Origin of the sequence: Pseudomonas sp. TWI923 (assembly GCF_039673365.1) — a bacterium.
Classification (GTDB): Bacteria; Pseudomonadota; Gammaproteobacteria; order Pseudomonadales; family Pseudomonadaceae; genus Aquipseudomonas; species Aquipseudomonas sichuanensis.
On the sequence record NZ_JBDJLM010000043.1, the window covers coordinates 32,808 to 44,044 of the forward strand.

General features: G+C 64.9%; 10 protein-coding genes. 9 read left to right on the forward strand and 1 reads right to left on the reverse strand.

Features of this window, described 5'->3' with window-relative positions; all coding sequences use genetic code 11:
- The 9 genes from murD (at position 1) to lpxC (ending at position 10,451) form a co-directional block, all read left to right on the forward strand.
- Positions 1–1,347 (forward strand): UDP-N-acetylmuramoyl-L-alanine--D-glutamate ligase, encoded by a 1,347-nt coding sequence (gene murD, locus ABE459_RS16810; RefSeq protein ID WP_125462720.1) that lies wholly within the window; start codon positions 1–3, stop codon positions 1,345–1,347.
- Positions 1,347–2,558, forward strand: coding sequence for a putative lipid II flippase FtsW (gene ftsW, locus ABE459_RS16815; RefSeq protein WP_189654557.1), 1,212 nt, complete (start codon positions 1,347–1,349; stop codon positions 2,556–2,558). Before murD ends, ftsW begins: the two co-directional genes overlap by 1 nt.
- Positions 2,548–3,627, forward strand: a complete 1,080-nt coding sequence (murG, locus tag ABE459_RS16820; RefSeq protein WP_346648112.1) for an undecaprenyldiphospho-muramoylpentapeptide beta-N-acetylglucosaminyltransferase — start codon at positions 2,548–2,550, stop codon at positions 3,625–3,627. Before ftsW ends, murG begins: the two co-directional genes overlap by 11 nt.
- Positions 3,620–5,068: a UDP-N-acetylmuramate--L-alanine ligase gene (gene murC / locus ABE459_RS16825; protein WP_125462723.1), complete on the forward strand. Its 1,449-nt coding sequence runs from the start codon at positions 3,620–3,622 to the stop codon at positions 5,066–5,068. The genes murG and murC overlap by 8 nt, the downstream gene beginning before the upstream one ends.
- Positions 5,065–6,021: a D-alanine--D-alanine ligase gene (locus ABE459_RS16830; protein WP_125462724.1), complete on the forward strand. Its 957-nt coding sequence runs from the start codon at positions 5,065–5,067 to the stop codon at positions 6,019–6,021. The genes murC and ABE459_RS16830 overlap by 4 nt, the downstream gene beginning before the upstream one ends.
- A 5-nt stretch (positions 6,022–6,026) precedes the next feature.
- Complete coding sequence (locus ABE459_RS16835; RefSeq protein WP_125462725.1) at positions 6,027–6,896, forward strand: cell division protein FtsQ/DivIB; 870 nt, start codon at positions 6,027–6,029, stop codon at positions 6,894–6,896.
- Positions 6,897–6,910: 14 nt separating this feature from the next.
- On the forward strand, positions 6,911–8,173 hold the full coding sequence (gene ftsA / locus ABE459_RS16840) for a cell division protein FtsA (protein WP_110991616.1): 1,263 nt from the start codon (positions 6,911–6,913) through the stop codon (positions 8,171–8,173).
- Between the two features lie 55 nt (positions 8,174–8,228).
- On the forward strand, positions 8,229–9,425 hold the full coding sequence (gene ftsZ / locus ABE459_RS16845) for a cell division protein FtsZ (protein ID WP_110991615.1): 1,197 nt from the start codon (positions 8,229–8,231) through the stop codon (positions 9,423–9,425).
- Between the two features lie 114 nt (positions 9,426–9,539).
- Positions 9,540–10,451, forward strand: a complete 912-nt coding sequence (gene lpxC / locus ABE459_RS16850; RefSeq protein ID WP_110991614.1) for a UDP-3-O-acyl-N-acetylglucosamine deacetylase — start codon at positions 9,540–9,542, stop codon at positions 10,449–10,451.
- A 239-nt stretch (positions 10,452–10,690) separates the two neighbouring features.
- Here lpxC and ABE459_RS16855 read toward each other — a convergent pair whose 3' ends face one another.
- A complete protein-coding gene (locus ABE459_RS16855; protein ID WP_125462726.1) occupies positions 10,691–11,146 on the reverse strand; it encodes a DciA family protein in 456 nt (151 codons plus the stop codon).
- Positions 11,147–11,237: the final 91 nt, after the last annotated feature.

Consider the following 11,237-nt stretch of genomic DNA (forward strand, 5'->3'; position numbering starts at 1 on the left):
GTGTCACTGATCGCTTCCGACCAATTCCGCATCGTTGTCGGCCTCGGCAAGAGCGGCATGTCCCTGGTTCGCTTCCTGGCGAGCCGGGGCATTGCCTTTGCGGTCGCCGACACCCGCGAGCAACCGCCGGAACTGGACACCCTGCGCCGTGATTACCCGCAGGTGGAAGTGCGCTGTGGCGAGCTGGATGTGGACTTCCTGTGCCGCGCCAGCACGCTGTACGTGAGCCCCGGCCTGGCCCTGGCGACCCCGGCGCTGCAGCAGGCAGCGGCACGTGGCGTGACGCTGTCCGGTGACATCGAGCTGTTCGCCCGTTACGCCAAGGCGCCGATCGTGGCCATCAGTGGTTCCAACGCCAAGAGCACGGTCACCACCCTGGTCGGTGAAATGGCCGCCAAGGCGGGCAAACGTGTGGCGGTCGGCGGCAACCTCGGCACGCCGGCGCTGGACCTGCTCGATGACAGCGTGGAGCTCTACGTGATGGAGCTGTCGAGCTTCCAGCTGGAAACCACCGACCAGCTCAATGCCGAAGTGGCCACGGTGCTGAACATCAGCGAAGACCACATGGACCGCTACAGCGGCCTGCCGGCCTATCACCTGGCCAAGCACCGCATCTTCCGCGGCGCCCGGCAGGTGGTGGTGAACCGCCAGGACGCGCTGAGCCGCCCATTGCCGGTGGAAGGCCTGCCGTGCTGGACCTTCGGCCTCAATACGCCGGACTTCAAGGCCTTTGGCCTGCGCGAAGTCGACGGCGAAAAATACCTGGCCTTCGAATTCCAGACGCTCATGCCGGTGCGCGAGCTGAAGATTCGCGGTGCCCACAACCAGAGCAACGCCCTGGCGGCCCTGGCCCTCGGCCATGCCGCCGGGCTGCCGTTCGCGCCCATGCTCGAAGCCCTGCGCGAGTTCAAGGGCCTGGCCCATCGCTGCCAGTGGATCCGCGAGCGCAACGGCGTGAACTGGTACGACGATTCCAAGGCCACCAACGTCGGTGCCGCACTGGCTGCTATCGAAGGCCTGGGGGCCGATATCGAAGGCAAGCTGGTACTGATTGCCGGCGGTGACGGCAAGGGTGCTGACTTCGCCGCCCTGCGCGCGCCGGTGGCGCAGCATTGCCGTGCGGTGGTGCTGCTGGGCCGCGATGCCGAGCGCTTGGCGCAAACCCTTGGCGATGACGTGCTGCAGGTGCGGGTGAAAACCCTCGATGAAGCGGTGCAGCGCTGCGCCGAGCTGGCCCAGCCCGGCGATGCCGTGCTGCTGTCGCCGGCCTGCGCCAGCCTCGACATGTTCAAGAACTTCGAAGAGCGCGGGCGCCTGTTCGCCCAGGCGGCGGAGGGGCTGGCATGATCTTCGGCATCCTCAAGCCGTACCCGTCGCCGCTGATCAGCGGCCGTGGCATCGACCTCGACTTCCCGTTGCTGGCCGGCTGCCTGGCGCTGCTTGGCCTGGGCCTGGTGATGATCACCTCGGCGTCCTCGGAAGTGGCCGCGGTGCAGTCGGGTAACCCGCTCTATCACATGTTCCGCCACCTGGTGTACGTCGTCCTCGGCCTGGGCGCCGGAGTGATGACCATGATGGTGCCGATCGCCACCTGGCAGCGCATGGGCTTCATGATGCTGATTTGCGCCTTCGGCCTGCTGGTGATGGTGCTGGTGCCCGGTATCGGCCGCGAGGTTAACGGTTCGATGCGCTGGATCGGCTTCAGCTTCTTCAACGTCCAGCCTTCCGAGATCGCCAAGGTCTTCGTGGTCATCTACCTGGCCGGCTACCTGGTGCGCCGACAGACCGAAGTTCGCGAAACCTGGATGGGCTTCTTCAAGCCGTTCATCGTGCTGCTGCCGATGGCCGTCCTGCTGCTGATGGAGCCGGACTTCGGCGCCACCGTGGTGATGATGGGCGCCGCTGCGGCCATGTTGTTCCTGGGCGGGGTGGGGTTGTTCCGCTTCTCGCTGATGGTGGTGCTGGCGGTGGTGTCGGTGGTGGTGCTGGTCCAGGCCCAGCCGTACCGGATGGCGCGCCTGATCACCTTTACCGACCCGTGGTCCGACCAGTTCGGCTCCGGCTACCAGCTGACCCAGGCGCTGATCGCCTTCGGCCGCGGCGAGTGGCTGGGCGTGGGCCTGGGCAACAGCGTGCAGAAGCAGTTCTACCTGCCCGAAGCGCACACCGACTTCGTGTTCTCGGTGCTGGCTGAAGAGCTGGGCGTAGTCGGCTCGCTGCTGACCGTCGCGCTGTTCGTCTTCGTCACGGTGCGCGCCCTGTACATCGGCCTGTGGGCCGAGAAGGCCAAGCAGTTCTTCGCCGCCTACATGGCGTTCGGCCTGGCCTTCCTGTGGATCGGCCAGTTCCTGATCAACATCGGCGTGAACGTCGGCCTGCTGCCGACCAAGGGCCTGACGCTGCCGTTCCTCAGCTACGGGGGCAGTTCGCTGGTGATCTGCTGCGCCTGCGTGGGCTTGTTATTACGCATCGAGTGGGAGAGCCGCACGCACCTGGGCAGCGAGGAACACGAGTTCAACGAACACGACTTTGCCGAGGAGACCAATCATGGCCGCTGACGGCAAGAACGTATTGATCATGGCCGGCGGTACCGGCGGCCATGTGTTCCCGGCATTGGCCTGTGCCCGCGAGTTCCAGGCCCGTGGCTACAGCGTGCACTGGCTGGGCACCCCGCGCGGCATCGAGAACGAGCTGGTGCCCCAGGCCGGCTTGCCCCTGCACCTGATCCAGGTCAGCGGCCTACGCGGCAAAGGCAAGCTGTCGCTGCTCAAGGCACCGTTCAGCCTGGTCAAGGCCGTGCTGCAGGCACGGCGTATCGTCCGTGAGCTCAAACCGGTCTGCGTGATCGGTTTCGGCGGCTACGTGACCGGCCCTGGCGGTGTGGCCGCGCGGCTGTGCGGCGTGCCCCTGGTGATCCATGAACAGAACGCCCGCGCCGGTACCGCCAATCGTCTGCTCGTGCCGCTGTCGGCGCGGGTGTGCGAGGCCTTCCCGGGCACCTTCGCCGCCAGCGACAAGCTGCGCACCACCGGCAATCCGGTGCGTGCCGAGCTGTTCATGGATGCGCAGCGAGCGCCCTTGGCCGATCGTCGCGCGCGCCTGTTGGTCATGGGCGGCAGCCTGGGTGCGGAACCATTGAACAAATTGTTGCCTAAGGCCCTGTCCGAGGTGCCCGCGAACCTGCGGCCCGAGGTGTTCCACCAGGCCGGCAAGCACCATGCGCCGATCACCGCCGAGCGTTATCAGGAGGCGGGGGTCGAGGCGCAGGTAGAACCGTTCATCAAGGACATGGCCCACGCCTATGGCTGGGCCGACATGGTGGTCTGCCGGGCCGGTGCCCTGACCGTCAGCGAACTCGCGGCGGCAGGCCTGCCTTCGATGCTGGTGCCCTTGCCCCACGCGATCGACGACCACCAGACCCACAACGCCCATTATCTGGCTCGTGAAGGCGCTGCCTTCCTGATGCCGCAAGCGACAACTGGCGCAGCGCAGCTCGCTGAACGCCTGAACGAGGTGCTGATGCAACCCGAGAAACTCAACACCATGGCCGGCACCGCGCGTCGCCTGGCCAAACCTGCCGCAACCAGCACCGTGGTCGATATCTGCCTGGAGGTGGCCCATGGTTGAAAGCCAGAAAGCCATGCCGCAGCCCAAGATGGGTCGTATCCGCCGTATCCACTTCGTCGGTATCGGCGGCGTGGGCATGTGCGGTATCGCCGAAGTGCTGCTGAACCTGGGCTATGAAGTGTCCGGTTCCGACCTCAAGACCTCGCCGGTCACCGAACGCCTGGAATCGTTCGGCGCCGAGATCTTCGTCGGCCACCGCGCCGAGAACGCCGCCAGCGCCGATGTGCTGGTGGTATCCAGCGCGATCAACCCGGCCAACCCGGAAGTCGCCACTGCGCTCGAGCGCCGCATCCCGGTGGTGCCGCGTGCCGAGATGCTCGCCGAACTGATGCGCTATCGCCACGGTATCGCCGTGGCCGGCACCCACGGCAAGACCACCACCACCAGCCTGCTGGCCTCGGTGTTCGCTGCCGGTGGCCTGGACCCGACCTTCGTCATCGGTGGCCGACTGACCGCCGCCGGCACCAATGCGCAGCTGGGCACCAGCCGCTACCTGATCGCCGAAGCCGACGAAAGCGATGCCAGCTTCCTGCACCTGCAGCCGATGGTCGCCGTGGTCACCAACATCGACGCCGACCACATGGCAACCTACGAAGGTGACTTCAACAAGCTGAAGAAGACCTTCGTCGAGTTTCTGCACAACCTGCCGTTCTACGGCCTGGCCGTGATGTGCCTGGACGACCCGGTGGTGCGCGAGATCCTGCCCCAGGTCAAGCGCCCGACGGTCACCTACGGCTTCAGCGAAGAGGCCGACATCCGCGCCATCAACGTGCGCCAGCAGGGCATGCAGACCCACTTCACCGTACTGCGCCGCGACTGCGAGCCGCTTGAGGTGTCGGTGAACATGCCGGGCAACCACAACGTGCTCAATGCCCTGGCCACCATCGCCATCGCCACTGACGAAGGCATCAGCGACGAGGCCATCGTCCAGGGCCTGTCCGGCTTCCAGGGCGTCGGCCGACGCTTCCAGGTGTACGGCGAGCTGCCGGTCGAAGGCGGCAGCGTGATGCTGGTCGACGATTACGGCCACCACCCGACCGAAGTTGCCGCGGTGATCAAGGCCGTGCGCGGCGGCTGGCCGAGCCGCCGTCTGGTGATTGTCTACCAGCCGCACCGCTACAGCCGTACCCGCGACCTGTACGACGACTTCGTGCAGGTGCTGGGCGACGCCAACGTGCTGCTGCTGATGGAGGTCTACCCGGCCGGCGAAGAGCCGATCCCGGGCGCCGACAGCCGCCAGCTGTGCCATAGCATCCGCCAGCGCGGCAAGCTGGACCCGATCTACATCGAGCGTGGCGCCGAGCTGGCGCCGCTGGTGCAGCCGCTGCTGCGCGCCGGCGACATCCTGCTGTGCCAGGGTGCCGGTGATGTCGGCGGCCTGGCCCCGCAACTGATGAAAAGCCCGCTGTTCGCTGGCGCCAAGCAGGAGAAGTCGAAATGACCAGCGCCTACGACACGCTGCATTCCACCCTCGACGTCAAAGCATTCGGCCGCGTCGCCGTGCTGTACGGCGGCAAGAGCGCCGAGCGCGAGGTGTCGCTCAAGTCCGGCGCTGCGGTGATCGAGGCGCTGACCAGCGCCGGTGTCGACGTGGTCGGCATCGACGTGGGCGATGACCTGCTGACGCGGCTGCAGAACGAGAAGATCGACCGCGCCTTCATCATCCTCCACGGCCGTGGCGGTGAAGACGGCAGCATGCAAGGCCTGCTCGAGTGCCTGGGCATCCCCTACACCGGCAGCGGCATCCTCGCTTCGGCCCTGGCCATGGACAAGCTGCGCACCAAGCAGGTGTGGCAGAGCCTGGGCATTCCAACCCCGCGCCACGCCGTGCTGGCCAGTGAGCAGGATTGTGTTGCCGCCAGTGCGGAACTGGGCTTCCCGCTGATCGTCAAACCTGCCCATGAAGGTTCGAGCATCGGCATGGCCAAGGTGAACAGCGAGCAGGAACTGATCGCCGCCTGGCAAGACGCCGCCAAATACGATTCGCAAGTACTGGTCGAGCAATGGATTCACGGCCCGGAGTTCACCATCGCCGTGCTGCGTGGCCAGGTGCTGCCGCCGATCGCGCTGGGCACCCCCCACGTGTTCTACGACTACGACGCCAAGTACATCGCTAATGACACCCAGTACCGCATCCCGTGCGGCCTGGACAGCGTCAAGGAACAAGAGCTGATCGACCTGACCGCGCGTGCCTGCGATGCCGTTGGCATCGAAGGTTGGGGCCGGCTGGACGTGATGCAGGACGAGCAGGGCCGGTTCTGGCTGCTCGAAGTCAACACCGCACCTGGCATGACCGATCATAGCCTGGTGCCCATGGCGGCCCGCGCGGCCGGCCTGGACTTCCAGCAACTGGTGCTGGCGATCCTGGCCGACAGCGTAGCGACGCGAGGTTAACAGCCATGCAAGGCGCGATGATACGTCAGCAGCAACCCGTCCCCGGCCGCAGCAAGCCGGTGCCGCGTGGTGCCAGCCGACTGGTGGCCGACGAGCCCGTATCGGCGCGCCTGCCCCGTCCCAGCTTCGGCGGCCTCAAGCGCCTGTTGTGGCCGGTGCTGCTGGTGGCTGCAGGCTTTGGCGCCTATGAAGGCGCTATCCGCCTGATGCCGTATGCCGATCGGCCGATCACCAAGATCGCCGTGCAGGGCGACCTCAGCTACATCAGCCAGCAGGCGGTGCAGCAGCGTATCGCGCCCTATGTGGCGGCGAGCTTCTTCACCGTCGACCTGACGGCCATGCGCGTCGAGCTGGAACAGATGCCGTGGATCGCCCACGCCGAAGTGCGCAGGGTCTGGCCGGATGAAGTGGTGATCCGCCTGGAAGAACAGTTGCCGGTGGCGCGTTGGGGTGACGAGGCCCTGCTCAACAACCAGGGCCAGGCCTTCACCCCGCGCGAGCTGGCCAACTACGAGCACCTGCCGCAGCTGTTCGGGCCGCAGCGGGCTCAGCAACAAGTCATGCAGCAGTATCAGGTATTGAGCCAGATGCTGCGCCCCATGGGCTTTTCCATCGCTCGCCTGGAGCTGCGCGAGCGAGGCAGCTGGTTCCTGACCACTGGCGCGGGCAGCGCCGGGCCAGGCATCGAACTGCTGTTGGGGCGTGACCATCTGGTGGAGAAAATGCGCCGTTTCATTGCCATTTACGACAAAACGCTTAAAGACCAGATCACCACTATCGCCCGCATCGATCTGCGTTACGCCAACGGTCTGGCCGTTGGTTGGCGGGAACCGATTGCACCGACGACGGCCCAACCCGCCGTTGCGAAGAATTAGAGAGAGGCAGGACCATGGCAAACGCGCATAGCGGCAAAATGATCGTCGGGCTGGACATTGGCACCTCCAAGGTGGTGGCGCTGGTGGGTGAAGTCGGCGAAGACGGTACCCTGGAAATCGTCGGTATCGGTACTCACCCGTCCCGCGGCCTGAAGAAGGGCGTGGTGGTGAACATCGAGTCCACCGTGCAATCGATCCAGCGCGCCGTGGAAGAGGCCCAGCTGATGGCCGGTTGCCGTATCCACTCGGCGTTCGTCGGCGTGGCCGGCAACCACATCCGCAGCCTGAACTCCCACGGCATCGTCGCCATCCGCGATCGCGAAGTCAGCACCGCCGACCTTGAGCGCGTACTCGACGCGGCCCAGGCCGTGGCGATTCCGGCCGACCAGCGCGTGTTGCACACCCTGCCGCAGGACTACGTGATCGACAACCAGGAAGGCGTGCGCGAGCCACTGGGCATGTCCGGCGTACGTCTGGAGGCCAAGGTCCACGTGGTCACCTGCGCGGTCAACGCCGCGCAGAACATCGAGAAGTGCGTGCGCCGCTGTGGCCTTGAGATCGACGACATCATCCTCGAGCAGCTGGCCTCGGCGTACTCGGTGCTGACCGACGACGAGAAAGAGCTGGGCGTGTGCCTGGTGGACATCGGTGGTGGCACCACCGACATCGCCATCTTCACCGAAGGCGCGATCCGCCACACCGCGGTGATCCCGATCGCCGGCGACCAGGTCACCAACGACATTGCCATGGCCCTGCGCACACCTACGCAGTACGCCGAGGAAATCAAGATCCGCTACGCCTGCGCCCTGGCCAAACTGGCTGGCGCCGGCGAGACCATCAAGGTACCGAGCGTGGGCGACCGCCCACCGCGCGAGCTGTCGCGCCAGGCCCTGGCCGAGGTCGTCGAGCCCCGTTACGACGAGCTCTTCACCCTGATCCAGGCCGAGCTGCGTCGCAGCGGCTACGAGGACCTGGTGCCGGCCGGCATCGTCCTCACCGGCGGTACCGCGAAAATGGAAGGCGCCGTGGAACTGGCCGAGGAAATCTTCCACATGCCGGTACGCCTGGGCGTACCGCACAGCGTTCGGGGGCTGAGCGACGTGGTGCGCAACCCGATCTATTCCACCGGTGTGGGCCTGCTCACCTACGGGCTGCAGAAGCAGTCCGAGGACCTGTCCCTGACCGGCATCAGCAACAGCAGCAACAACAGCTATGGCGATGAACCGAAGGCCCCGGTGCTTGAACGACTCAAGCGTTGGGTCCAGGGCAACTTCTAAGTTTCAAAGCAGTAGTGGTAGGCGCAATAACTAGAGAACTGTAAGGAGAGGGAAAATGTTCGAGCTCGTAGACAACGTCCCGCAAAGCCCGGTCATCAAGGTGATCGGTGTGGGCGGTGGCGGCGGCAACGCCGTTAACCACATGGTCAAAAGCAACATTGAAGGCGTCGAGTTCATCTGCGCCAACACCGATGCTCAGGCGCTGAAAAACATCGGCGCGCGCACCATTCTGCAACTGGGTACCGGCGTGACCAAGGGCCTGGGCGCAGGCGCCAATCCGGAAGTCGGCCGTCAGGCCGCGCTGGAAGACCGTGAGCGCATCGCCGAAGTGCTGCAGGGCACCAACATGGTGTTCATCACCACTGGCATGGGTGGTGGTACCGGTACCGGTGCTGCGCCGATCATCGCCGAAGTGGCCAAGGAAATGGGCATCCTCACCGTTGCGGTGGTGACCCGTCCGTTCCCGTTCGAAGGCCGCAAGCGCATGCAGATCGCCGACGAAGGCATCCGCATGCTGGCTGACAGCGTCGACTCGCTGATCACCATCCCCAACGAGAAGCTGCTGACCATCCTGGGCAAGGATGCAAGCCTGCTGTCTGCCTTCGCCAAGGCCGACGACGTGCTGGCCGGCGCCGTGCGCGGTATCTCCGACATCATCAAGCGCCCTGGCATGATCAACGTCGACTTTGCCGACGTGCGCACCGTGATGAGCGAAATGGGCATGGCCATGATGGGTACCGGTTGCGCCAGCGGCCCGAACCGCGCCCGTGAAGCCACCGAGGCGGCGATCCGCAACCCGCTGCTCGAAGACGTCAACCTGCAGGGCGCCCGCGGCATCCTGGTGAACATCACCGCAGGCCCGGACCTGTCGCTGGGTGAGTACTCCGACGTGGGTAGCATCATCGAAGCCTTCGCCTCCGACCACGCCATGGTCAAGGTGGGTACCGTGATCGATCCGGACATGCGCGACGAACTGCACGTGACCGTGGTCGCTACTGGCCTGGGTGCGCGCATCGAGAAGCCGGTCAAGGTGGTCGACAACACCCTGCAGACCGCTCAGCAGGTGTACGAGTCCTCCAACCCGGCCCCGGTTCGCCAGGAGCAGCCAGCCGTCAACTATCGTGATCTGGAGCGCCCGACTGTCATGCGCAACCAGGCCCATGCAGGTGCAGCGGCGGCCGCTAAACTCAACCCACAGGACGATCTGGACTACCTGGATATCCCTGCGTTCCTGCGTCGTCAGGCCGATTGATGGAATTTATCAGGGGTATAAGGGTGATTGGTGTTCAGCAAAGGCCGGGTCTGTTATCATCCCCAGCCTTTGTTGATACCTGTTCGCATTATTTGCGCTGAAGCGGCCAATGCCATGATTAGACAACGCACCCTGAAGAATACCATCCGTGCCACGGGCGTCGGCCTGCACTCCGGGGAGAAGGTCTACCTGACCCTCAAGCCTGCGCCTGTCGACACCGGCATCGTCTTCCGCCGCGCCGACCTCGACCCTGTGGTCGAAATCCCGGCGCGCGCGGCCAACGTCGGCGAGACCACCATGTCTACGACGCTGGTCAACGGTGACGTCAAAGTCGATACGGTCGAGCACCTGCTCTCCGCCATGGCGGGCCTGGGCATCGATAACGCCTACGTCGAGCTCTCCGCCTCGGAAGTGCCGATCATGGATGGCAGCGCCGGACCTTTCGTATTCCTGATCCAATCGGCCGGCCTGGAAGAACAGGACGCACCGAAGAAGTTCATTCGCATCCTGCGCGAAGTGACAGTGGAAGAGGGCGACAAGCGCGCCACTTTCCTGCCGTTCGACGGGTTCAAGGTGAGCTTCGAGATCGACTTCGATCACCCGGTCCTCAAGGGCCAGACCCAAAGCGCGTCTGTAGACTTCTCCAGCACTTCGTTCGTGAAGGAAGTCAGCCGCGCGCGGACCTTCGGGTTCATGCGTGACATCGAGTACCTGCGCAAGCACAACCTTGCGCTGGGCGGCAGTGTCGAGAACGCCATCGTGGTCGATGAGACCGGCGTACTCAACGAAGACGGCCTTCGCTCCGAAGACGAATTCGTCAAGCACAAGATCCTCGATGCCATCGGCGACCTTTACCTGCTGGGCAACAGCCTGATCGGCGAGTTCAAGGGCTACAAGTCCGGCCACTCGTTGAACAACCAGCTGCTGCGCAAGCTGATTGCTGAAACCGACGCCTGGGAAGTGGTGTTCTTCGAAGATGCCAGCACGGCACCGATCTCGTACATGCGCCCTGTTGCGGCTGTGTAAGTTCGAACACTCTCTAGTTGTTGATCAAGGCCACCTTCGGGTGGCCTTTTTTATTTTCGCATTCAGTCGCTGCACGGCTTCTGTAGTAGGAGCAACTGTCTTACTCAACTGCTAAAGCTAGCGCGATCCCTGTGGGAGCGGGCTTGCCCCGCGAACACGGGCGAAGCCCGTGCCATCCACCGCAGCGCATGCTTCCCGGGTAAACCCGCCCCCACAGGCCGCAGTCAGTTCGGACGTGTTCAGTCTTTGTTCTGGGCGTGCGCGGCCAGCCGTTCCAGCGCGGCCTTGAGCTTCGGATCGCTGATGCCTTCGGCTGAGCCGCGGATACTTTCTGCGGCAGTTTCCGAAAGCTCCGGCCCCTGACCCTCGCGTTTGGCCGCGACCAGTGGCGGCTGCACCTTGAACAGGATCCGGGTCAGGTTGGCAAAGGCTTCCAGCGCCAGCAACTGACGCTGCAGGCGCTTCTGCTGGTAGCGCAGGCGGGTGGCCCAGTGGCCGTCGGTGACCACCAGCAACAAGGTGCCCTCTTTCCACGACGCCACATGGCAATGCTCGCGGGCGGCCGGTTGCAGCTGGCTTTCCAGCAGGCGCTGCAGATGCTCCAGGCGCTCGGCCTGGTTGAGCAGCAGGCGCAGCGGCCTGGCCTTGCGCAGCAGGTCGGCGGGGGGGCGGGCGGGGGAGGGTTTGTAGGCCATGAGTACGCAGGGGGTTACAAAACCGGCAGTCTAACAGTTGCGACCTCATCGCGGGGCAAGCCCGCTCCCACGCGTCACCGTGGGAGCGGGC

Excerpts from the sequence above, each read along its gene's own strand:
- murG (WP_346648112.1), top strand. The coding sequence starts at position 2,548 with ATGGCCGCTGACGGCAAGAACGTATTGATCATGGCCGGCGGTACCGGC.
- murC (WP_125462723.1), top strand. The coding sequence starts at position 3,620 with ATGGTTGAAAGCCAGAAAGCCATGCCGCAGCCCAAGATGGGTCGTATC.
- ABE459_RS16830 (WP_125462724.1), top strand. The coding sequence starts at position 5,065 with ATGACCAGCGCCTACGACACGCTGCATTCCACCCTCGACGTCAAAGCA.
- ABE459_RS16835 (WP_125462725.1), top strand. The coding sequence starts at position 6,027 with ATGCAAGGCGCGATGATACGTCAGCAGCAACCCGTCCCCGGCCGCAGC.
- ftsA (WP_110991616.1), top strand. The coding sequence starts at position 6,911 with ATGGCAAACGCGCATAGCGGCAAAATGATCGTCGGGCTGGACATTGGC.
- ftsZ (WP_110991615.1), top strand. The coding sequence starts at position 8,229 with ATGTTCGAGCTCGTAGACAACGTCCCGCAAAGCCCGGTCATCAAGGTG.
- lpxC (WP_110991614.1), top strand. The coding sequence starts at position 9,540 with ATGATTAGACAACGCACCCTGAAGAATACCATCCGTGCCACGGGCGTC.
- ABE459_RS16855 (WP_125462726.1), bottom strand. The coding sequence starts at position 11,146 with ATGGCCTACAAACCCTCCCCCGCCCGCCCCCCCGCCGACCTGCTGCGC.